The organism is Xanthomonas sp. NCPPB 4467, assembly GCF_041475665.2.
In the GTDB taxonomy this organism is placed as follows: Bacteria; Pseudomonadota; Gammaproteobacteria; order Xanthomonadales; family Xanthomonadaceae; genus Xanthomonas; species Xanthomonas dyei.
Genome location: NZ_CM191260.1, coordinates 812,668 through 835,381 on the forward strand (window position 1 = coordinate 812,668; position 22,714 = coordinate 835,381).

Consider the following 22,714-nt stretch of genomic DNA (forward strand, 5'->3'; position numbering starts at 1 on the left):
TGATGGGGCATGGACGCGGCGGCAGTCGTTTGCCACCATGCGACTCTCAAGGACAGGTCGTGGTGGCACTATGCGTGGTTGGACGATAGGCGTGCTGAGTGTGCTGGCGTGGGCGGTCGTAAGCCCGGGATATGCGCAGAGCGCGTCGGAAACCGTGGATCTGGCGCCGTATCTCAAGAGCGACCAGTTCGAGCGGATCAAGATCTCACCGTCCGGTGCGTATTTCGCACTGACCATGCCGCTGGAAGATCGCACCGTGCTGGGCATCGTGCGGCGGCAGGACAAGGTGGCCACGGCCAAGGTCACCGGCGGCGTCAACAGCGTGGTGGACGATTTCTGGTGGGCCAGCGATGAGCGCATCGTGGTGTCGATGGCGCAGCGGCTGGGCTCGCGCGACGAGCCGGTGGCCATCGGCCAGCTGCATGCCATCGATGCCGACGGCAAGAATGGCCGGCTGTTGGCCAGCCCGTACGGGACCAATCCGGACATCAACGGCGCGCAGTTGAAGATGGACCTGGACCCGGCGACCTACATGCTGGACACCTTGCCGGGCGACACGCGCAACATCCTGGTATCGGCGGTTCCGTTCGTGGGCGATCCCAACGTCCGCATCGACAAGCTGGATATCCAGACCGGCCGGCGCACGACCGTGGCGACCTCGCCGGTCCGTCGGGCAGGGTTTGTGACCGACCAGCAAGGACGTATTCGCTTTGCCAACGGCCTGGACATCAGCAACGTCAGCAAGCTGTATTACCGCGACAACGACAACGACGACGCGCCGTGGCGGCTGATCAACGATGCGGCCACCAGCAAACGGCGTGAGTTTCCGCTGGGTTTTTCCGCCGATGGCAGCCGCGCTTATCTGCAGGTGGAGCAGGCCGCCGGCACCGACGTGCTGGTGGCGTGGGACCCGGCAACCAGCAAGGCAACACCGCTCTTGCACGACGATACCGTGGACCCGTACCGCATCCTGCGCGATCTGGACGGCACCACGCCGATCGGTGCGTCGTATATGAGCGATCGCGTGCGCAATCGCTTCTTCGACGAAACAGCGCCCACCGCCAAGTTGTATCGCAGCCTGGAAAAAGCCTTCGACGGCAACGCGGTCTATATCACCTCGGCCACCAGCGATCGCCGTCTGGTGCTGGTGTATGTGTGGAGCGATCGCAACAACGGCGATTACTATCTGTTCGACACGGTCAGCAAGAAGGCCGACCGCGTGTTCAGCCGTCGCGAATGGTTTCCGCCCGATGGAGTGCCGGCGACCAGGCAGGTGAGCTTCAAGGCGCGCGATGGCCTGGTGCTGCATGGCTACCTGACCCAGCCATTGCATGCGCAAGCCGGCACGCCGCTACCGTTGATCGTGATGCCGCATGGCGGCCCGTTCGGGATCTTCGATAAATGGGAGTTCGATGACGATACTCAGTTGCTGGCGGCAGCCGGTTACGCGGTGCTGCGCGTCAACTACCGCGGCTCGGCCAACTATGGCGACGCGTTTACCCAGGCCGGTGCCAAGGAGTGGGGCGGACGCATGCAGGACGATGTCACCGATGCCACCCGCTGGGCCATCGGCGCCGGTATTGCCGACGCATCGCGCATCTGCATCTATGGTGCCAGCTACGGCGGCTATGCAGCGCTGATGGGCGTGGCCAAGGAGCCGGCGCTGTATCGCTGCGCGGCCGGTTATGTGGGCGTCTACGATCTGGACATGATGGCGCGCGATACCGGGCGCTCCGCGCGTTGGGCCAAGAACTGGACGGTCGATTGGCTGGGCGCACGCGACACCTTGGCTGCGCGCTCGCCGGTGACCTTGGCACGGCAGATCAATGTACCGGTGTTTCTGGCGGCCGGCGGCAAGGACGAGCGCGCGCCGATCGAACATACCAAGGCCATGGAGCGCGCGTTGAAGGGCGCCGGCGTGCCGGTGGAGTCGCTGTACTTCCCCAACGAGGGTCACGGCTTCTACACCGAAGCGCATCGACGAGAGTACTACACGCGCTTGCTGGCGTTCTTGAGCAAGCAGCTGGGTGGTGCGACGGCGAAGTAATCGGTTGGCGTCCCATCAGGTGTTGCCTGATGGGGCGCGTTATCGAGAGCGCTTGCTGTGGTGGTGCGTGAAGCTTGATGCGCTAGCTGCATTGCGCATTGCGCCTGCATTTTTTCGCGTTGCTGGGTTGCTGGGTTGCTGTGTTGGGGGGCTACGGGTCTACAGGTAAGGCATCGCGGCCGGCGCCGCTCCTACGGTTTTTGGGGCTTTGCAGGTTTGTGCGAGCGATGCTCGGGTGCATTGCGAATCTCATGTTGCGCATTAGACAGCTGCTGCACGACGGAGCAGGCCAGCTGCATCACCGCTTTCCTGTGCACTTCCCCCCTTTAATTGCTCTGGCAGCACGGCACCGTCGATGGTCGACGATGCCGTGTCCAGCATCACTCACCTCTCCGGCACAGGCTTCATTTGATACTGCGCCGGCGGCGTGGCACCGAGCAGGTATTGCACGAAATAATCCCAGCGGCGGCGGGTGACATACGGGGTCATCTCGCCGTAGCCGTGTTTGGCGTTGGGCAGCATCAGCATGTCGAAGTTCTTGTTGGCCTTGATCAGCGCATCGGCCACCAGCAGGGTGAGATACGGCGGCACGTTGTCGTCCAGCGTGCCGTGCACCAGCATCAGCCTGCCTTTGAGCTTGCTGGCGTGCGTGGCGTTGGCCTGGTCGTCGTAGTTGGAGGTGCCGTCTTTGTTGACGATGTGCTCGCCGTGGTACTTCTCTGCCCAGTCGTCTTCGTAGCCGCGGTTGTCGTGGTTGCCGCTTTCCGACCACGCCACCTTGAAGAAGTCGGGGTAGCGCAGCATTGCGCCGGTGGAGGCGTTGCCGCCGCCGGAATGCCCCCAGATGCCGACACGGGTAAGGTCCATCCACGGGTAGCGCTGCCCCAGTTCCTTCAGTCCGGCGACCTGGTCGGGCAAGGTGTTGTCGCCCATGTCGCCGTACCAGGTGTCGTGGAAGGCCTTGGAGCGCCACGGCGTGCCCATGCCGTCGATGGCGATGACAATGAAACCGAGTTCGGCCAGCGATTGATTGTCGCCATGGCCGGCATAGAAGCCGCGGCCGCGGACCGAGCCGGTCTGCGGGCCGGGGTAGATGTAATCGATGACCGGATACGTGCGGCTGGCGTCGAAGTTGCTGGGCTTGAACATCAACCCGTACAGCGTGGTCTTGCCATCGCGCGCCTTGACCGTGATCGGCTCCGGCGGCACCCAGCCGGCGGCCTTGAGGCGGGTGATGTCGGCAGTGGCTATCGTGCTGATGCTGCGGCCGTCGGCGGCGTCGCGCAGCAGCGTGACCGGTGGCGTCAGCGAGGTGGAATAGGTATCGACAAAGCGCGCGCCATCGGGCGATAGCACGACGCTGTGGTCGGCCACTTCCGGCGTCAGCAATACCGGCGCGCCGCCATCCAGGCTCACCTTCCACAGCTGCTGGTAATACGGGTCCACGCCCGGCGAGCGGCCGACTGCCATGAACCAGGCGGTGCGTGTCGCCGGGTCTACGCGCAACAGCTCGGTGACGTTGCCTTCGCCAGTGGTGATGGCGTGCTTGGGCTTGCCGGTGCGCAGGTCGTAGAGAAACAGCTGACCCCAATCGCTGCGTTCGGAAAACCACACCGCTTCATCGCTGCCCGGCAGATACGCCCAATTGGCGGCCACCTGCCCACTTTCGTAATAGGTCTTGGCGGTTTCGTCGAACGCGGTGCGGACCTCGCCGGTGGCGGCATCGGCGATGCGGAACCAGGTCTGCTTGTGAAAGCGCGAGGTGGAGGCGAATGCCAGCGTCTTGCCGTCGGGCGACCACTTTGCATCGTCCCATGCGCCATCGTTGCCGCAGCTGACGTCATCGCACAAGGTGGAGCGGTGTTGGTCCGGCGGCATCTTCAACCGCACCACGCTGCGCGATGGCACATCGATGATGACGCGCTCGATCATGGTCACGTCCTTGTCGCCGGCCAGCGGGTATTTCCATGCCTGCAGCTCGGGGTGACCGAGCTTGGTACTGACCAGGTACATGTCGCCGGTCTTGCGCTGGTCCTGCTGGAATGTCGCTATTTTGCGCGAGTCCGGCGACCACGCCACGATGGCGCGATCGCTGTGCTGCCAGCCGGCGTTGTCGGTGGCGTAGCCGAAATTTTCCACGCCATCGCGGGTGAGCTGGGTTTCCTGGCCGCTGGCCAGATCGCGTACCCACAGGTTCCAGTCGCGAATGAAGGCCTCACTGCGCTTGTCCGGCGACAAGACGCCAGGTTCCGGTTTGTCCTTGGCGTACAGCTTGCTACAACGCGCACGCGCATCGCAGACCACGGCGGTATCGCGCACATCGAAGCGGTAACGACCATCGGCGGTGACCTTGACCACCGGCGCGAAGGTGTCGGCCTTGAGCGGTTTGTCGCCGGTCTTCAATAGCGTGTTAAGCGAAGCGACCAGCGCGGACTGTTTGAAGATCGGTGCGGTCTTGCCGGTGGCGGTATCCAGCTGCAGCAGCCTATCGCCCTTGGCATCGTGGTCGACATAGACCAGGTGGGTGGCGTCCAGCCAGTCGATGCGTGAGGCGGTGTGATCGACCAATGGCTGGGTGAGGTAGCTGATCAGACGCTCGGCGCGCGCATAGTCGGCCTCGGTGACGCTGGGCGGCTGCGCACTGGCGATGACCGGCAGGACGGCCAGGGCGAGGGCGGCGAACAGCTGCCGCATCGGAAACGGGGTGGGCATGAAAGACTCTCCGGGACGAAAGGAGCGCGCAATGCGGCCGGCGCGACCGTCCGATGCTACCTGCCACGTGGGCCGGGTGCCTCTGCCAGAAGTCGTGTCTGCGCCGTTTTCGACGGTGGCAGGCCGCACGCGTTTGGGCGACCGAGTGAGCGTGGCCGACGCGGGGCGGACCTGTGATCGAGCGGTTGCCGAGCGGATCGCCCGGCCCGGCACCGCCACAGCCACAGCCACAGCGTGACCGATGAGGTTCGTCGAGCGCGATGCCCATCGAGGGAGATCACACCCGTGGACCGCACGCGCGCTGCGTGATCGGCCAGCCACTGACGACGGGAATGTCACGCTATGCAATAAGTTTCTCGGCGTCCACACAGGAGCATGCGGCACGATTTGGGTTTACTGAACGCACGCAACGTTGACTGGAGGCCGTCTGATGTCATGGTTCCGCCGCTTGGCACTGTCCCCCTTTATCAAGGCACACCCGCCGCGCAAGACGCAGCCTGCCCCGGCGGACCTGATTGCCGCCTATGCGCCGGTGCTGCCTGCCAGCCTGCTTGAACTCTGGCGCCAAAAAGGACTGGGGCACCATGGCGACATGCAACTCGCGCTGATCGACCCCCGGCAATGGCAACCGGTGCTGGATCGCTGGATCGTCTCGCCACCCGATGCGGTGCGGCGTATTCCGATTGCGCTCACCCCCTTCGGCGCGCTGCTGTACTACCGCAAGCTGACCGCCACCGACGAAGACGTGGTCTACCTGGACCCGGTCTCCAAAGCCGCCGCTGACCTGAGCTGGAGCCTGGACGACTTCTTCAACCAGTCCCTGTGCGAGGCGGAATTCTGCGACTCCCTGATCCCATCGGCCCTGCTCGCCGCCGCGCGCAAAGAGTGCGGCGCACTGGCTGCGGGCGAGGTCTACGAGATCGATCAGATGCTGTTTTCGATGCAGATGTTGCGGGTCAACAAGGTCGATGCGTTGGCGCTGCACAGCCGGCTTCGCGATGCTGTCGACGGCCCTGCAACCGTCGCCGATGCACCGACGACCAATGGCGACGCATTGCCAGCAGAGCAGCGCTCCATGTTCGAGGACATCTTCAACGAGACACAGTCCGGCAACGACCTGCACGGCGTGTACCTGTCGTCGTATATCGATTGGCATCGCATGCTGGCGCTCGAGCCCAACGGCCAGTATCGCCTGCTGTTCTGGAAAATCGATCATCGCAGTCTTGCACGCACCAATGTGCGTGCGTATGCGGGCCGCTATGCGGTGACGCATACCGAGATGGGCGACGAACAGGTGACGCTGGACATCCGGTTGCGGCCCGACTCCAGTGGTAGCGATGCCAACGATGCGCAGCTGGTGGTCATGCGCTCGGGTACCGACATGTTTCTGTTGCGTAGCGACGAACTGGCAGACATGGCAACGGCCATGGACGGTGCGAACACGCTGGGCCGCAGCGAGTATTACTTTCGCAAGGTGAGGTTGAGCGATGCATTTGTCGAGGAGCCATCCGATGGACGCACTGCGCCGCCGCTTGCCGATCTTCCACGCGCGTTACAGCAACGGGTGAATGCCGAAGCGATCATCGCCACCATCACCCATGTGGACGACGTCGACCCCGACGCTGAAGACGACGGCGCCGGCACCGTCATGTGCACACTGGACCGAGGCCAAGACGATGGGCTGCGCATGAACATGCCGCTGCGCTCGCCGCCAGACACGGGGCGTGGCCTGTATGGCTGGGTCTGGGAGATGCACCCTGCAGCCTGTCGGGTCGGCATCAACTATCAACGCGGTCGCGATGGCAAGCTGGAACAGGGTCCTGTTGTCGGCGATGTGTTGACCAGTCGCCTGAGCGGGGAATGAGATCCCGGTGCGCTGCGCAGGCCGTGCTCGCAGCGCTGCCAAGCCAGTCGCTTACTTGCTCATGCAGCGCGTCCAGCGCTCATTGACCCGCTGCGCAAACCAGGCAGTGGTCAGCGTGCGGGTGATCTTGGGGCTATCCAGGGTGATGCCCGGCAGCACCGCGCGCGGCAACGCCTTGCCGGCGCTGCGCTCGGCCAGCGCGAACACCTGGCGATACAGCGCGCTTTGTTCGAACTCCAGCGTGTTGCCGGCTTCCAGCGCACTGCGGATCTGGCGGTCGCTCATCGCCAGCTGGCTGCCCAGCGAGCGCACCGCGCGCTCGGTGCCGCCGGGTGACTCCAGGCTGGCGCCGGGCGTGAGCAGGTCCCCGTCCAGTGCGAGCGCAATGCCGCTGGCCTTGCTCAGTGCGGCCTGAAACGCGGCATTGCGGCTGGCATACCAACCGGCGTTGAAGTCGGCAAAGCGATACAGCAGCGCATCGTAGGTCGTGGGGTAGCCCAGCAGATGGGTGGTGCCGAACCACAGCCCGCCACGGCGGCTGAACACCTCGTGGCGGACCGAGCTGTCGGGCGGATACGGGTAGCGCGCGGCATGTTGTTCGGCAAAGGCGATGCTCACCTGCATCGGCCCGGCGGTATGCACCGGATTGAGCCCGTCGAACAGGCGCGCGCCCAGCGGCACGCTGCCGGTGAAGTCTTCGAAGATGCGGCTCAGTTCCTGCTCGGTACGCGCCGCGGCGATACGGGTGGCGTAACTGCGGCCATCCGGCGAGGGGATGCGCAGTGCGGCATCGACCATGAACGCCGGGATGTGGTGCGCACTGGCGCGGCGGTCGATCTCCGCGCGCGAGATCTTGCCCAGGTTGGGCACCGCGGGATTGGCCTGGTAGGTCGATTCCTGCTCGGTCACTGCCAGCACGGCGCAGATGTGCTCGGCGCTGGCGTCCAGCGCCTGCGACGACAGCGCGACATACACATCGTTGGCCCAGCCGCTGCGATCGGGCAGGTTGGCTGGCAGGCGCCGTGCGATGTCGGCCTTGACCGCCTCCGGCGAGCGCTGCGGCGCACGCGGTGCCTGGGTGGCGCAGGCCGACAGCAGCGCGATGGCGATCAGGGTGAGCAGACGGGGCAGGGGCAAGGTCACGGCGTCTCCAGACGATCAGGGGCGGCAGCTGCCGTGCCGGAGTTTACGTGGCCGCGCCGTGGCGTCCGTCATGTGGCTGCCAAGCGACAATGGCCGCGCGCTGTGGCGTGGCCATTGTCGTCAGACCGTGGCCGCCCGATCGTGGCGCCGGGTGTGGCATCGGCATCGCGTGCGGTAGCAAGCCCGTATCGATCCCAAGCGCTCGTCCCGCATCCACTGCGGCCCACGCAGCGCTTGCAGGCACGCAGCGCTGGCAGGGCGGCGACCTGGGAGTGCGCGTCGCAACCCTACCGCGCCCACTCGCAACGCCGTTGCATCCCGGGCGCCGAACGCCTGCTCGCTCGGCCTGCCGGGCACCGCGCGCGCCCAACCGCGTCATCGACCGGATTCAAGACTTGCGCATCCTGGCCGATAACGGGCTCGACCATCAAAAGCGATCACGGCGTCTGCCGTGTTCGCCGGTCACCCTTGCAGCCGTACGACATCGAGCGCGCGCATTGCCGCGCAGCTCACGCGATTCCACCGCTGTCCGACCACGGGAGTGCCTTCAGATGCCGCAGCAAACAGCTAGCCCCGGCCAGCTCAGGTGCCGTGCCGTGGAGAGCGTGCGCATGCAGTGTGGTCCACCCTCCCCGTGATACGCCAATGAGCATGCCTGCGATGGTCTGGCGCCGCCTGCTCGCTGCGTGCTTGTCGTTGTCGGTCGGCGTTGTGGCCTGGGCGCAGCCGCAACCCTGGAAAACCATTGAATTGGCCACGCTCGACGACCCGATGCGGGCGTTGCAGATGTCCCAGCGTGCGCTGCAACAGGCGCGCGTCGATGGCGACCGCGATGCGCAGTTCTGGGCGCTGTTGGCGCAGTCGCGCGTGTTGATCTCGCTGGAAGACAGCGAGGCGCGCCAGGCTGCGCTCACCCAGGCCCACGGCCTGCTGGACCAATTGCATGGCAATGCGGCGCAGGCGCGGCTATGGCTGGACATCGTGCAGGCGCTCAGCGACGTGCGCGAAAACCCCAACCGCAGCATGGTGGCGCGGCTGAACGGCTTACGTCAGCAGGCGCGCGCGTTGCGGCGCAGCGATCTGTTGTGCGAAATCGAAGCGGTCGACATGTGGAGCATGCTGGCCTCCGGCAGCAGCGACGAAGCCTGGAGCGCCGCGCAGACCAGCTACCAATGCGCCGCGCGTGAACACCTGCTCAGCGTTGAGCTGGATGGCCTGACCCAGCTGGGGTCGTTGGCCAGCCGCGTCGCAGGCCGCGTAGCCGACGACAACGATGCGCAGGATTACCTGCAGCGCGCCCTGGCGCGCCTGCACGACCAGCCGGCGCGCTTTCAGCGCAGCCTGATCGAATACGAATACGGTGCCACGCTGGCACTGCAGCAACCGGCCGCCGCATTGCTGCACTTCTGGCGCGCGCTGGCGCTTAGCCGTGCGCTGGGCGATCAGGCCGGCGTGGCGGCAGCGCTGACCAGCGCCAGCGAAGCCTTGATCAAGACCGGCGATGCCGCAGCGGCGCTGGCGATGGCGCGCGAGGCGCTGCCGCTGATGCAGGCGCAGGGCAATATCGGCCGGGTGGCCGCCTGCCACGCGATCCTGTTGCAGGCCTTGACCGCGCTGAAGTCGCCCAGCCTGGGCAGCGCGATCATCGCGGCCAAGGCGGCCGACGACCCGAACCTGACCTTGAGCGGGCGTGCGGAGCTGGTCGATGCCATCGCCCAGGCGCTGGCGGCGGAAGGGCGCCATGCCGAGGCCTACCAGGAGCTGCAGCGCGCCAACGCGCTGCGCGCGCAGAACCTGGATCGCCAGCGCGACACGGTGATGCTACGGCTGCAGGCCCGCTATGAAGACGCCCGTCGCGAGGCGGAAAATGCCGAGTTGCGCCGACGCAGCGAAACCGCGCAGCTGGCATTGCAGGCGCGCGAAGCCGGTCAGCGCGCCTTGTGGATCGCGCTGTGTGCCGCGTGCCTGCTGCTGGTGGGCGCGTTGATCGTGCTGGCGTTTGTCGCACGCCATCGCCGACAACTCTCGCGGCTGGCCATGCGCGATGAACTCACCGGCCTGCCGAACCGACGTGCCATCCGCGCCGAGGCGCAGCAACAGATCGACCATGCCCTGCGCACCCAAACGCCCTGCATGCTGGCGCTGATCGACCTGGATCACTTCAAGCTGATCAACGATGTGCACGGCCATGCCAGCGGCGATGCGGTGCTCACCGCGCTGGCCAGCGCCTCGCTGCTGGCGTTGCGCGCCCAGGATCGCCTGGGCCGGCTGGGCGGCGAAGAATTCCTGCTGGTACTGCCGGGCTGCGGCGCGGACGAAATTCCGGCGGTGTTCGCGCGCTTGCGCAATGCGGTGGCGGCGATCCAGATCCCTGGCTTGCCCGCAGAACAGCCGGTGCGCTTCTGCATGGGCGCGGTGAGCGTGACCCCGGCGGCAGGATTGGACGTGCTGTTGAGCCAGGCCGATCTGGCGCTGTATGCCGCCAAGACCGCCGGACGCGACCAATGGGCGGTGTGCTGAGCTTGCGGCGCGGCGTGCAACGAGTGACTGGCGCGTCGAGAGCGCTGTAAGGCGAGCCGATACGCTCGGTGGGTGCTGCACGAGCGGCAGGCATCCGGGCGGGACGGCATGCGCATCACCCCACGGACCGAGATCGGCCCGGTGCTGGAACGGCGTGGATTTAGAGCGGCTAACAAACCGTAGCGAGCAGTCGTCAGGTGGGTGTGGACGGCGCGGAGGAACCGGAGTGTACGGGTGGTACATGCCGATTCCGAGCACCGGCCGCGCCCGCCTGGCGGCTGCACAGTCGTTTTGTTAGCTGCTCTTAGCGGCCGCGATGAGCCCTTGGGCAACTATCTTGCCGTGGATCTGATCCAGGCCACGACCGTGCCGAATGTCGTTGTCTGCGACGATATCGCCAGCTCGGCGGCGTCGATGGCGTGTGCGATCGCAAGCGATGCAGTGGCCGGTGTCGCAATCATTACGTTGAAATCGGTTTGAGTTGCTGATCTGTGCGTGCGCATCGCTCGCCCGCGCAGGCCATGCTGACCTGTGCGGGCGACCGATGGCCGCAGGTGTTGTTAGCGGGATTCGCGCAGCGGAATCTTGTGCTCGGTGGAATACGCGCGCTGGGCGGTATTCAAGGCGTCCATATCGGTGTTGAGCTGGGTGGAGACCGCTTCCAGATCCTTGGCCAACGGCTCCAGTTCGGCGTTGGTGTAGCCATTGGGCAACGAGGCGACGCGCTCCAGCGCGGCCATCATCGCGTCGGCGCTCTTGAGATACGCCGACAGTTTGGTGTCCAGGTCCTTGGCGTTGTCCGGCACGCCCGAAGCCATGGCGGTATTGGCCTGCGCATTGGCAGCCAATGCCTTGCGCTGGCTGCCCAGTGCGGTCTTGTAGCTGTCCAGCGGCTTGTGCGCGACGGCATCGGTGATCAGGCTCTGCCCGCGATCGCCGGACACCCACGGGTCGATGATGGTCACGGCGCCGTTCCAGACCGACACGTTGTGCAGCAGGTAATCGCTGGAAGAGAGCTTGGAGGCGCCGGAGGTGGCGCCGCCGCCGCACGCCGAAAGCAGCAGGCCGAGAGAGACAAGCAAAAGGGTGGTGAACGTCTTCAAAGGGAGATCCTTGATACAACGCGGTTGCCATGCAGTGGCAAACCCGCAGGAACTCAAGGAAGCGTCCGGACATCGGCAGCGCGGTGTTGCAGGCCATCTTCCTTGAGACGAATGCAGCGTGGAGCGCTCCATGCACGCGGCTGCGTACGCTGCGCGGGCAGTATAGCCGCACACCGTGTGCATGCACGTTGCAACGACAGGTCAGTGGCGGCGCGTATCGCTGCCAACACGCATAGACAACCGTCAACGCACGCGTCGCCTGCGCTGCCCCACGTACACTGCGCGCCCCGCAACGGTCTGGAATCAAGGTGAAAAAGCGTCGCACTGTCTCGCAACCGGCGCCCACGCGTGCGGAATCGACCATCCAGACATGGCTGGTGCGCGCAGTGGTGCTGGCGGTGGCGATCGCTTGTGTTGGACGGCTCTGGCTGCTGCTGGATGCGGTCTTCAAGCAGCGCTATGTCAGCGTCATCCGCGGTCGCCCGACCAGGATCTTTTATGCCGACAGCGACCCGCAGCGATTCTGGATCTCCATCGGCTGGGATGCCGCGCTGACCTGCACGCTGTTGGCCGTCATCGTCTGGTTCGCTTATGCCGGCTGGAAGTCGCATCGCCGTCGACGTCGTCAACGCCGGCGAGCGCGGTGATCGTCCCGCCAGCACCCGCCTGCGCGTGACGTATCGGATGCAGTGAGGTGTTGCAGGGATGCACGCATCTGTTGGCGGTGGCAACCAACGCGGCGTGCGAACGCGGCAGGTGCGTTGCCGCAGCGCACGTGTGCATGCCGCCGCCCTTAAGGCCTGCGTTGCCTGCGCGCAGGCTGTTGCGCGTCGCGGTTGGGCCAGGTGTCGTAGCTGTAGACAAATTGCTTCTGGTCGGCGCCAGCGGTGGGATCGCAATGCCACGAGTTGGCAACGATGCCCGGCTCCAGCACCCCATCGACCTCGCGCACCGCTTGCGACTCGAATGCGCAGATGGGCCCATCGCGTGCGACGTCCCAATCCGCGCGTGCGGTCGGGCGCGCATGCTGCACCAGCACGATGTCGCTGCCATTGAAGTGGTGGACCTGCGCGCCGTGCTCGCGGTTGATGCTGAAGTAGCACGGGGCATGCACGCCCAGTGGCAGCGCCTCGTCATCGCGCAACACGGCGCATTTGCCATCGCGCTCGCCCAGCCGGATCAGTCGCCCCGCCAACGTTGCGGTGGTCACCGGATACCGCGTGGTGACGTCCGACATGGGCTGTGCCGGTGCAGTCTGCGCGTAGGCCGGCGCGCACAGCGCCATCAACAACGCGGCCAAAGAGAAAGTACCGAGGTGAATGCGCATGCAACGTCCGTGTCGAGGGCGGTGCAGTATCGCAGATCCGCACGGCGGCATTGCCGAGCGAGGAGACTAGCGCCGCACAGGCAGGGTGGCGAGCACGCCATCCAGCGCGAGTTGGGCGGCGAAGCCGGCCTTGGTCAGGCGCTTGGCCACTTCATTGGGCACATCGCGCCCGCTGGTGAGTTTGTTGGGTGCACCGGTGTAATGAAACAGCCGCCCGCCACGGCGCAGCACGCGCGCCAGGTGATCGTAGAACACCTGCGAATACAGCTCGCCGGCGATGCCGAACCGCGGTGGGTCATGCAGGATGGCGTCGACCGAATCGTCCGCCAGCGTGGCGATGTGCTGCGATATGTCGGCATGCGCAAGCTGCAGGCGCCCGTCGGCATCGGTCGCCTCCGGATTGGGCGACCACGGGTTGAGGGTGCGTAACCACAACACGTCGGCGTTCTTTTCGAAGGAAAGCAACTGCGCCACGCCGTCTTCCAGCGCGCAGGCCGCGAAGTATCCAAGCCCGCCGCAGGTGTCCAGTACGATCTTGCCGCGCGGGTTTACCAGCGCCACCTTGCGCCGCGCATCCTCGAACGGCGAGATCTGCGCAGACGGCAGCATCTTGATGCCATCGATCTCGAAGGTGGGCGCCCCCCATTCGGTGGGCACCAGTTTGATCAGCGCACTGCCAAAGCGCGAGATCGGCGCGAAGTCGTCGCCTCCCCAGAAATACACCGTGCGGTCCTTGAGCTTGCCCGGATAGGGGAAGCCCATGCCGCGCCACTGCCAGGTCTGTGCATCGAGCTGCACGCTATCGCTGCTGCGGCCCAGATCCAGCGACCCGGTCCACGTGGCAAGGCCGGCGCTGCGTGCTGCCAGCAGCGCCTGGGCATCGGGAAGGGTGAGCAACGGTCCGGAGTAATGGGTCACGTGGTCGCAAAGGAAGAACTTCGCGGCATCGTACCCGACGCGGCGACGACTTAAAAACGTGGTGATGCATGCGCGATGCATCGCGGCGGTTGCAAGCGCTGGCCCGGGAACGGCGATACGTGAGCGCGGTGCGTGCCCAAGGGGGGGGCGGGTCTGGTCTTCGATGACGGCAGTTGTGCCCACGTCCCGCGACTGCCGAGCCCTTGCGCGAACTCCACGGAAGTTCGGTGATGCACGGTCTGGCGGGTGCGTGGTGCACGCCTGGTCAGGGTGCGCGGCCAGACGCTTGGGTCGGCACTCCTCGCACAATCCAGCGTGGATGCCTTGGGGCCGGGTAGCGAGATCATCCGGCCAACAGGCCGCACGCACCCTGCATAATGGCTCGGTTCCCCGCGCTCCTTACGCGAGGGGTGTCATCGAATTCAAGAGGCGCGTGATGCTCAAAGGTGTGCTGCTCGGTTTTGCATGTTATGCGGCGTATTCGATCAGCGATGCCTTCGTCAAGCTGCTCGAAGGCACGCTGCCGGTCTACGAGGTGCTGTTTCTTGGCGCCTTGCTGATGCTGCTGGCGGTGCCGTTCCTGAAGAAGCCCGACGACCAGCTGCGCGAACTGGTCATGGCCAAGCAACCGGCATTGTGGCTGCTGCGCGCGCTCACCGGCGCCATCGGCAATCTCACCTCGGTGATCGCCTTCACCACCTTACCGATGGCCGAGGCGTTTGCGCTGATCTTCTTGATGCCGATCTTCGTCACCGTGTTGTCGGTGGTGTTTCTCAAGGAAGAAGTGCGTTGGCGGCGCTGGACGGCGGTGATCGTCGGTTTCATCGGCGTGCTGATCGTGCTGCGCCCCGGCTTTCGGCATCTCACCCACGGCCATGTGGCGGCGATCGTGTGCGGCCTGGTCGGGGCGATCTCGGTGATCGCCCTGCGCATGGCCGGACATGGCGAAAAGCGCTTGACGCTCTACGGGGCCGGCGTGATCGGGCCGTTGGTGATGGGCGGCATCCTGATGCTGCCGAGTTTCGTATGGCCGTCGCTGTATCAGTGGGGCCTGCTGGCCGGCTACGGCCTGCTCGCGGGGCTGGCTGCCATTTGCATGATGTACGCCACGCGGCTGGCGCCGGTCAGCGTGGTGGCGCCCACGCAATACAGCCAGATGTTGTGGGCGATCGCATTCGGCTACTTTCTGTTCCACGACCATCTGGACTGGCCGATGGGCGTGGGCATCGCACTGATTCTAGGTGCCGGCCTGTTTACCTTGTTCCGCGAAGAACAGGTATCGCGCTGGTGGCGGCGGACCAAGATTGTTTGAGGGCGGCGCGGTGCGCCGCGGGAATGGGGAGTCGGGAATCGGGAATCGTAACGGCGTTGCTGCGCAAATTCTGGTGAGCTTAAGCTTGCTCTTGCGATTCCCGATTCCCGATTCAAGGCCTCCGCCAGGCCTCGACAAGACGAACATACTCGCCGCTGGCCTTGCTCAGATGCAGCCACTGGTCCACATAGGCTTTCCATGCGCTGTCGTCGCGTGGAAGCAGGAAGGCTTTTTCGCTGTATTGCAGCGGTTGCTCCGGAGCCACGGCGCATAGGCCGGGGAGCCGTGCCTGCTGGTAGAGCGCTTCGGACGCGTCGGTGATCATGACGTCGGCACGCTGGTCCAGCAGCTCCTGAAAGATGGTGGTGTTGTCGGCAAACAGCCGCAGCTGCGCGCGCGGCAATTCGCGCCGGGCAAAGGCTTCGTTGGTGCCGCCTGGCGGTTCGACCACGCGCACCTCGGGGCGATTGAGTTGCGCAACGCTGCGATAGCGTGCCTGGTCGGCGCAGCGCACCAGCGGGATCTTGCCGTCCACATCCAGCACCGCGCTGAAGCTGGCCTGGCGCTGCCGTTGCAAGGTCACCGAAATGCCGCCAACCGCAATGTCGCATCGGTCGGCCAGCAGGTCCGGTAGCAGTTGCGGCCAGCTGGTGCGCACAAAGCCAGCCCGTACGCCCAGGCTATCGGCCAGCGAGTGCGCCAGCGCGATATCGCTGCCTTCGAAGCTGCCGTCGGCGCGCAACAAGGTGTAGGGGCGATAGTCGCCGGTGGTGCACACACGCAACACGCCGGCGTGCAGCACTGCATCCAGCCGCGAGCCCCGCGGAGCAGCGGACGCGATACCGCAGGTCAGCAGCAGTGCGAGCAGGATGCGATAGCGCATGGCATGGCCTCGAAGATGAGCACGCATGATAGCGGTGGTCGGCCGGGCAGCATGCTGGATCCTTGCGACGCAGCCGGTGGCATGTGGTGTGTCTGCGCCTGAGCCTGAGCGCTGCTTGCGGTCGGTCATTGCGGTATCCACAGCGACGCTAGGCCAATGCATCGCTGCCTGCGTTGTCCGTGGCCGTCGCGCCTTGTTGCTGCGACACGTCAACACGGCGTTACGGCCACCGGCGTCTGTCTCACAACCCGGTAGCGTCGCGCGGCCTAGCGTCGATGCATCACCCGAACGCACGGAGCCACCCATGCACCTCACTCCACGGACTGCACGCCCGATGACCACCTTCACGGCAGGCATGTTGGTCCACGGCACCCCCGATCCGGAGACGAACGGGGACGAGATCCCGGTCGAAGAGCAGGCGCCGCAACAAGGCGGCTTGCGCGAGGAGGTGGGCAATCTCGAAGAGGATGACAGCAACGCGCTGCCCGGACGTGTTGGCGGTGGCCTTGCTGGTGGGTGAGGGCTTGACGGCAAGCTGCGCAGCCATGCTGATGGCAGATTGAAGCGGGTTAGTTCTGCTCTGCCGGGCTGGTTGTGTTCTTGATGCGGCGCTTGCTGTGAGGTCGCCAGATCAAAGGTTTTGCGTGGAAGGTGCCTTTGCGAAGCGAGCAAAGACGACTGAAGTGAGCAGAGACGACTTCAGTCAACGACGAAAGTGCAGATGCTTCGCCCTGACTTTTACTGCACCCCCGCGTGGGTCCCCGGCCCGCGTGTGGCGCGGGCGCTCCAAGGTTTGCAAGCCAGCGGTGCAAGCAGTGCACCTCGCCTCGCCTGGAGAGGGGCGTCGATCGCTGCGCCGCGCGTAGGTTGCATGGCGAAGCTACGCTGAGTCACGCATTTGCACGCGACCAGAAGCGTGCACCAAGTTAGATATCAATTACGTCACGACCGATCCCAAATCCCGACTCCCCAATCACGGAAACTGCACACTGCCAGGCTTGAAATATGCCGGGTGGCTGCCGTCTTCGTAGAGCGCGGGAATCGTGTCGAGGATCGCCTTGCCGCGGATATCGGTGATGCGGATGGACAGCGGTTGATTGCCCAGTTGTTCGCCAAGGAAATGGTTGTAATCCATCTTCTGCAGGCTCTTCCAGGTGGTGCCTTGTTTCACCTCGAACTTGACCACCGGGTAGGCATGGTTGCGCACCTGGATCGCGGCCCACCAGCGTGAGCTGCCTTCCTTGATGCGGTACTGCACATTGCCGGTGACCGGTGCGCGGATCACCTTCCAGCTGATCGGGATGTGCCCGTCCACCATGTCGCCGATCGCCGCGAAGGCGTTATGCGACAGGTCCAGACCGCCGGAGGCGCCTTCCGGATACAGGTCGGTGACGTACACGGTGGTCTTGCCCTTGGGGCCGGTCACTTCCAGATAGGCGCCGGCCATCGCCGCTTTGATGCCGCCGAAGTTCAGCTGTGTCGGGTTGAGTGCGGTGATGAACGCGGTGCTCGGGATCGGATCCAGCAGCAGTGCACCGCCGGAATAACCAGAACCGGTGTACGTTGCGGTGCCGGTGAAGGTGCTGTTCCAGGGCGTAGCCTTGCTGGCGTTCTTTGCGGCAGCACGTTTCGCCGATGCGGCGACAGACGCTGCCGGCGCGATGCCCCAGGCCTGGTGCAAGACCTGCAGCTTGTCTGCGCGCGGGCTGCCATCGTGCGCCAGCAGGCCGCCGTTGTTGGCATTGCCTACTTCCCAGCTGCCGAGAAACGCGCTGCGCAATCCGCTGTTGGTCAGGTAGGTGCTGAGTGCGGTTTGCCATGTCGGGTCGCGCGGATCGCCATCGCCCAGACCACCGCCAAGACTGACCGGGACTACGGCGTGGTTGCGCGCAAATTGCCCGAAGTCGCGCTGCCAGGTGGCAGGCAATGCCTGTGCAAAATCCGGCGCAGCAAATGCAGTGGCCGCATCGCGATCCGGGCCGGCCAGCTTGGGCATCAACACCAGGCGTTGCGGTGCAATGTGCAGCGGCGCGCAGGCCAACGGCTGCAGATTGCTGCCAGCGGCCTTGCGTGCGGAATCGCTACACAGCGCGTTGCTGCCGACACCTTCCACGCCGACCACCCAGCGCGGCGCCTGCGCCAGCACGGCGGTAGCCGCATGCGATGCGACGCGATTCCAGTCCGCCTCTGCGGTATTGCCTGCCCAGTTGGCATTGCGATACCCGCTACTGCCAAGATCGATGCCGATCACACCGGTGGCGTCGCGGTAGCGACGCGCCAGGCCGGTCAGGCCGCGCATCCATGCCTGCTGCTGTGTGCCCAGTTGCGGTGCACTGTCATCGCAGCGGCCATCGGCAAACGCAAACATCACCTGCATGCCGCGTTGGCTGGCGGCATGCACCACCGCATCGAGCAGTTGCGATGCATCCAGCCCACGCAATGCCGGGTCGCCGGCAACCTCTGCCGCCGCCACTGGGGTGCCCTGCAGCGCTGCCGCGCAGATGGGCACGCGCACGGCATTGATGTCGGCGGCCTGCATCTGATCCAGCACCTGCGCCAGCGTGCTGTCGCGCAAACCGACAGCCGCCAATGCAGTGCGATCAAAGCCGGGCCAGGTCACCCCGCGAATCTGCAGTGCCTGGCCTTGCGCATCGACAAGTCGGCCCTGCGGATCGACCTCCACGGCCAGTGCGGTCACAGGGGCGAGCAGTGCGAGCGCGAGTAATAGATGGGTAAGTGTTTGCATGGAAGTCTCCTGGAGGCCAGCGATGCAGCAGACCAGCGATTGCCGCGTGCGGTCCGTGCGCGCAGTCAAGGAAGCGGGCTGGAGTGTGCGCAGCACCGTGAGCAGACGGCCGCACTGGGATGGGGGTCGCTGTTTGTGCGAAATGCCGCACGACTGTCATCTGGCTCTGCATAGTCGTCTCAGATGGCGAGCGTGAGACTGGCTGCTTGCATGACAGCCACACGCTGTAATGGATGGATGACAGTCGGTGGGCATGTGGACCGGCAGCGTCGTGCAGCGGCGGCGCATGGCAATGCCAGGGGCGTCGAAGTCTTCCACGCTGACATCGAAGCGTGCCGCTGGCAAATGCAACGGAGGGGCCTCACCAATCGATGCGCTAGCAGATGGCTATCGGCCGTTGCGCTGCGTATCAGAGACCACCACCGCAGCATGTTGAAGCGGGCCGCTGCATTGTGTGCCTGCTTCGTTCATGCGAACGGAGTGCGCATCAGACGCTGGTGCCAGCCGGCGCGATCTCGTATTTTTGACGGCTTGTTCACTTGCTGGTGCCGTCCCCATGTCCGATCCGTCCGCACCCGACCAGTTGCAACGCAGCCTGTCCAATCGCCACCTGCAGTTGATTGCGATCGGCGGGGCGATCGGCACCGGGTTGTTCATGGGCTCGGGCAAGACGATCAGTCTGGCCGGTCCATCGATCCTGTTCGTCTATCTGATCATCGGCGCGATGCTGTTTTTCGTGATGCGTGCGATGGGCGAGTTGCTGCTGTCCAACCTGGACTACAAGTCGTTCATCGATTTCTCCACCGATCTGCTCGGCCCATGGGCCGGATTTTTCTGCGGATGGACCTACTGGTTCTGCTGGATCATCACCGCCATCGCCGATGTGATTGCCATTGCCGCGTATGCGCAATTCTGGTTTCCGGGATTGGCGCCGTGGATTCCGGCGATTGCGTGCGTGCTGTTGCTGCTGACGTTGAATCTGGTGACGGTGAAGCTGTTTGGCGAGATGGAATTCTGGTTTGCGCTGATCAAGATCGTCGCCATCTGCGCGTTGATCGTCACCGGCGCAGGTCTGGTGGTGTGGGGCTTCCGCTCGCCGTCCGGCAACGTGGCTTCGCTGAGTAATCTGTGGAACGACGGCGGTATGTTCCCGATGGGCATCGGCGGGTTTTTCGCCGGGTTTCAGATCGCGGTGTTCGCCTTCGTCGGTATCGAACTGGTGGGCACCACCGCTGCAGAAACCGCCGACCCGCAGCGCAATCTGCCCAAGGCGATCAACTCGATTCCGGTGCGCATTTTGATCTTCTATGTGCTGGCGCTGATCGCGATCATGGCGGTCACGCCGTGGCGGCAGGTGGTGGCCGACAAGAGCCCGTTCGTGGAGTTGTTCGTGCTGGCCGGTGTGCCGGCGGCAGCGAGCCTGATCAACTTCGTGGTGTTGACCTCGGCCACCTCGTCGGCCAATAGCGGCATCTTTTCCACCAGCCGCATGCTCTACGGTCTGGCCGAAGAACGGCATGCGCCGAAGGGGTTCGCCAAGCTCTCGCGTGCGGCGGTGCCGGCGCGCGGTCTGCTGTTCTCCTGCGTGTGCCTGTTGCTGGGGGCGATGCTGGTGTATCTGATCCCCAACCTGGTCACCGCATTTACGCTGGTTACCACCTTGTCGGCGGTGCTCTTCATGTTCGTGTGGTCGCTGATCCTGTGCGCCTACATCGCGTACCGGCGCAAGCGCCCGGAGCAGCATGCCGTCTCGGCGTTCAAAATGCCTGGCGGTGTGCTGATGTGCTACGTGTGTCTGGCGTTCTTTGCGTTCGTTCTGGTGTTGCTGACCTTGCAGGCCGATACGCGCCAGGCCCTGCTGGCCAGCCCGGTGTGGTTCCTGATCCTGGCGGTCGGCTATGCGGTGAAGCAGCGGCAGATCCGTGTCTGACAGATAAGCATGGCATCGCTGGCACGGCGTGACGTGCCGGCTTGGTCTGCGCGGCACTGCACTGCACTGCACTGTGAGGCCGCGCACCGCCCCGCAGGCAGCCAATCTGGTTGGCTCGCTCGATCTGTGCCGCAAGGCAGGCATTCGCAATGCGATTCCATTGCTTGAGTGGCTACACGTCGCCGCGATGAAGGCCACTGTCAGCTGAGCGTGCCGGTGCGTTGGCGTTGACGCCGATGAAGCGGGGCCGGATGCTCGCGGCCATCCACTGCCACGGCCTGCCGCATGCTCACGATCCATCCGATTGCCGGAACCCACCACGCACAAGGTTACTGGGTCGACCTGTGCCAGCCGAGTCCGCAGGAGTTGGCCGACACCGCCAAGCGGGTGGGGTTTGCGCTGCCCGACCGTGCGGCCATCGGCGAGATCGAATTCAGCAGCCGGGTGCGCCGCCAGGGCGATGTGCTGTTTCTCAATGTGCCGCGCTTCCAGGACGACGATGGCCCGACCGCGCCGCTGGGGTTTGCGCTGTCGCCGAGCATGCTGGTGACCATACGCGAGCAGCGCATCGGCTCGCTGGACGCGTTGGTTGCGCGGCTGGAGCGCGAGCCCTGCCACAGTTCCGACGACTTGCTGCTGCGCATGTTCGATCAATTGGTCGGGCGCCTGGCAGACCGCCTGGAAGCGCTCGAGGCCCAGGTCACCGAGACCACGCAGCAGGTGTTCGACAACCCGCACACCACCAAGGATCTGGAGCGCATGCTGCACCAGGTGGGCGGTATGGGCCGCCAGCTGGGCGGGCTGCACAACGCCGGGCAGGGCATGCTGCGCTTGATCACCTATCTGGACGGCGCCGCGCCGGACTGGTTCGCCGCCGATGCGGCCAAGCGCATCGGAATGCTGCACAAGGACCTGACCACCTTGAGCGAATTTCAGCAGCACATGGACGACCGCATCGAGTTCCTGCTCGACAGCGTGCTGGGCATGATCAACATGGACCAGAACAACGTGATGAAGGTGATGGCGGTGGCATCGGTGGTCGGCATTCCGCCCACTGTGCTGGTCGGCATCTGGGGCATGAACTTCGCCTATATGCCCGAGCTCAAGGGGCACGATGCGTATTTCTGGGCGCTGGGCGTCATCGCACTGAGCGTGGTGATTCCGCTGGCATGGTTCCGCAAGCGCGGCTGGGTGTGATGCACGCCGCTACCGCGTCGGAGCGCACCCGGGCGCGAGGGCGGTCGCGATAAACCCACATCGCGTCCAACGCGCTTCCACACGACATGCGCCAATAACGCACTGCGTATGCAGATGAAGTGCCCAGCCACGCATCATGCCGCTGGGCACTCCGACATCAGCCCTTGGCCTGAAAACTGGCTTCTTCGTACGGCTGCACCACCACCCAGCCTTCGCCGGCGAAGCGCATCTGCAGGCTTTCGCCCGAGCCGCGGCCGAACAGCGTGCCGATCGACACATCGGTCACCAGCTCCGGCGTCAACGTGCCCGACCACGCCACCGTGGCATTCGGGTCGGTGAACACCGGGCCGCTGGCGGCAGTCACCGGCAGGGTCAGCGGTTCGTAATGCGAGGTGATCGCCACGATACCGTGGCCGCTCAGGCGCACGTTGAACAGGCCGCCGGAGAGCATGCCGGCCACTTTGCGCATCATCGTGATCTTGTGTTCGACGCCGGGCTCGAATGCCAGCACATCGTTGCCGTTGACGAAGATCGCCTCGCCATTCAAACGTAGCAGCGTGACCAGCTTGCCGAGGTCGGCCAGATACACGCGGCCCTGGCCTTCGGCCTTCATCAGCTGCATGCCTTCGCCGCTGACCGCTTTTTTCAGCAGGTTACCCAGGCCCTGTTCCAGCAAGCCCTCGCGGGTGAACTTGACGTTGCCGGTGCGCGCGACCATGGCGCCTGCCTTGGACCACACCATGCCATCCAGACGCACTTCCAGCAGATGCGGGTTTTCCAGCTCGAACGGATCGGGGCTGACGTCCTTTTCCTTGGAGTGGGCGAGAAATTCGTTGAGCGAGCGTACGGCCATGGGTCCATCCCTAGTACGTGAAAGAGTGCGCATGATACGCGGCCTGCGTGTCGGCAGCGCCTGCGTGCGCACGCCTGCTGCTTGCGGTTGCCGCAGGTCGACGCAGCGTTGAGTGCGGTGCCTCGGCGCACGCGTGGCGCTGCGCTCAACGCTCCACGT

At 64.9% G+C, this 22,714-nt stretch carries 17 protein-coding genes and 1 other RNA gene; 9 read left to right on the top strand and 9 right to left on the bottom strand.

Annotation, left to right across the window (positions count from 1 at the left end):
* Window positions 1-70 precede the first annotated feature (70 nt).
* On the top strand, window positions 71-2,047 hold the full coding sequence (locus ACCQ06_RS03525) for an alpha/beta hydrolase family protein (protein ID WP_316690202.1): 1,977 nt from the start codon (window positions 71-73) through the stop codon (window positions 2,045-2,047).
* Window positions 2,048-2,431: 384 nt separating this feature from the next.
* Here ACCQ06_RS03525 and ACCQ06_RS03530 read toward each other — a convergent pair whose 3' ends face one another.
* Entirely contained in the window at window positions 2,432-4,759 is a 2,328-nt protein-coding gene (locus tag ACCQ06_RS03530) for a S9 family peptidase (RefSeq protein WP_316690203.1), read from the bottom strand.
* 430 nt (window positions 4,760-5,189) lie between these two features.
* Between ACCQ06_RS03530 and ACCQ06_RS03535 the strand changes: the two genes are divergently transcribed.
* The gene (locus ACCQ06_RS03535; protein WP_316690205.1) at window positions 5,190-6,623 is read left to right on the top strand and encodes a GAD-like domain-containing protein; all 1,434 of its coding nucleotides are present in this window, start codon (window positions 5,190-5,192) and stop codon (window positions 6,621-6,623) included.
* A 51-nt stretch (window positions 6,624-6,674) separates the two neighbouring features.
* On the opposite strand, the gene ACCQ06_RS03540 is transcribed toward ACCQ06_RS03535, so the two are convergent.
* The gene (locus ACCQ06_RS03540; RefSeq protein WP_316690206.1) at window positions 6,675-7,766 is read right to left on the bottom strand and encodes a DUF1615 domain-containing protein; all 1,092 of its coding nucleotides are present in this window, start codon (window positions 7,764-7,766) and stop codon (window positions 6,675-6,677) included.
* Between the two features lie 651 nt (window positions 7,767-8,417).
* Between ACCQ06_RS03540 and ACCQ06_RS03545 the strand changes: the two genes are divergently transcribed.
* Window positions 8,418-10,286, top strand: coding sequence for a diguanylate cyclase domain-containing protein (locus ACCQ06_RS03545; RefSeq protein ID WP_372365752.1), 1,869 nt, complete (start codon window positions 8,418-8,420; stop codon window positions 10,284-10,286).
* Between the two features lie 167 nt (window positions 10,287-10,453).
* On the opposite strand, the gene ACCQ06_RS03550 is transcribed toward ACCQ06_RS03545, so the two are convergent.
* Window positions 10,454-10,529: non-coding RNA, sX9 sRNA (locus tag ACCQ06_RS03550), on the bottom strand.
* On the opposite strand from ACCQ06_RS03550, the gene ACCQ06_RS03555 reads away from it, so the two are divergent.
* Entirely contained in the window at window positions 10,521-10,766 is a 246-nt protein-coding gene (locus ACCQ06_RS03555; protein WP_316692741.1) for a hypothetical protein, read from the top strand. The genes ACCQ06_RS03550 and ACCQ06_RS03555 overlap by 9 nt on opposite strands.
* An 80-nt stretch (window positions 10,767-10,846) precedes the next feature.
* Here the strand turns inward: ACCQ06_RS03555 and ACCQ06_RS03560 are convergent, their stop codons facing one another.
* Window positions 10,847-11,389: a hypothetical protein gene (locus tag ACCQ06_RS03560; RefSeq protein ID WP_104616766.1), complete on the bottom strand. Its 543-nt coding sequence runs from the start codon at window positions 11,387-11,389 to the stop codon at window positions 10,847-10,849.
* Window positions 11,390-11,697: 308 nt separating this feature from the next.
* On the opposite strand from ACCQ06_RS03560, the gene ACCQ06_RS03565 reads away from it, so the two are divergent.
* Window positions 11,698-12,036: a hypothetical protein gene (locus tag ACCQ06_RS03565; protein ID WP_104616765.1), complete on the top strand. Its 339-nt coding sequence runs from the start codon at window positions 11,698-11,700 to the stop codon at window positions 12,034-12,036.
* Between the two features lie 146 nt (window positions 12,037-12,182).
* Here ACCQ06_RS03565 and ACCQ06_RS03570 read toward each other — a convergent pair whose 3' ends face one another.
* On the bottom strand, window positions 12,183-12,716 hold the full coding sequence (locus ACCQ06_RS03570) for a hypothetical protein (protein ID WP_228325094.1): 534 nt from the start codon (window positions 12,714-12,716) through the stop codon (window positions 12,183-12,185).
* Between the two features lie 66 nt (window positions 12,717-12,782).
* A complete protein-coding gene (locus tag ACCQ06_RS03575) occupies window positions 12,783-13,634 on the bottom strand; it encodes a class I SAM-dependent methyltransferase (protein ID WP_228325095.1) in 852 nt (283 codons plus the stop codon).
* 436 nt (window positions 13,635-14,070) lie between these two features.
* Here ACCQ06_RS03575 and ACCQ06_RS03580 point away from each other — a divergent pair, with 436 nt between their 5' ends.
* Window positions 14,071-14,946, top strand: a complete 876-nt coding sequence (locus ACCQ06_RS03580; protein ID WP_104616764.1) for a DMT family transporter — start codon at window positions 14,071-14,073, stop codon at window positions 14,944-14,946.
* Between the two features lie 112 nt (window positions 14,947-15,058).
* Here the strand turns inward: ACCQ06_RS03580 and ACCQ06_RS03585 are convergent, their stop codons facing one another.
* On the bottom strand, window positions 15,059-15,829 hold the full coding sequence (locus tag ACCQ06_RS03585; protein ID WP_104616763.1) for a transporter substrate-binding domain-containing protein: 771 nt from the start codon (window positions 15,827-15,829) through the stop codon (window positions 15,059-15,061).
* A gap of 304 nt (window positions 15,830-16,133) precedes the next feature.
* Between ACCQ06_RS03585 and ACCQ06_RS03590 the strand changes: the two genes are divergently transcribed.
* Window positions 16,134-16,349 carry a hypothetical protein gene (locus tag ACCQ06_RS03590; RefSeq protein ID WP_316690208.1) on the top strand — a complete coding sequence of 72 codons (216 nt, stop codon included), beginning with the start codon at window positions 16,134-16,136 and terminating at the stop codon, window positions 16,347-16,349.
* A gap of 453 nt (window positions 16,350-16,802) precedes the next feature.
* Here ACCQ06_RS03590 and ACCQ06_RS03595 read toward each other — a convergent pair whose 3' ends face one another.
* Entirely contained in the window at window positions 16,803-18,575 is a 1,773-nt protein-coding gene (locus tag ACCQ06_RS03595; RefSeq protein WP_316690209.1) for an expansin EXLX1 family cellulose-binding protein, read from the bottom strand.
* 556 nt (window positions 18,576-19,131) lie between these two features.
* Here ACCQ06_RS03595 and cycA point away from each other — a divergent pair.
* Window positions 19,132-20,505 (top strand): D-serine/D-alanine/glycine transporter, encoded by a 1,374-nt coding sequence (cycA, locus tag ACCQ06_RS03600; RefSeq protein WP_316690210.1) that lies wholly within the window; start codon window positions 19,132-19,134, stop codon window positions 20,503-20,505.
* Between the two features lie 285 nt (window positions 20,506-20,790).
* Window positions 20,791-21,702 carry a CorA family divalent cation transporter gene (locus tag ACCQ06_RS03605; RefSeq protein WP_316690211.1) on the top strand — a complete coding sequence of 304 codons (912 nt, stop codon included), beginning with the start codon at window positions 20,791-20,793 and terminating at the stop codon, window positions 21,700-21,702.
* Window positions 21,703-21,859: 157 nt separating this feature from the next.
* Here ACCQ06_RS03605 and ACCQ06_RS03610 read toward each other — a convergent pair whose 3' ends face one another.
* Window positions 21,860-22,555: an AIM24 family protein gene (locus ACCQ06_RS03610; protein WP_005993016.1), complete on the bottom strand. Its 696-nt coding sequence runs from the start codon at window positions 22,553-22,555 to the stop codon at window positions 21,860-21,862.
* Window positions 22,556-22,714 lie beyond the last annotated feature (159 nt).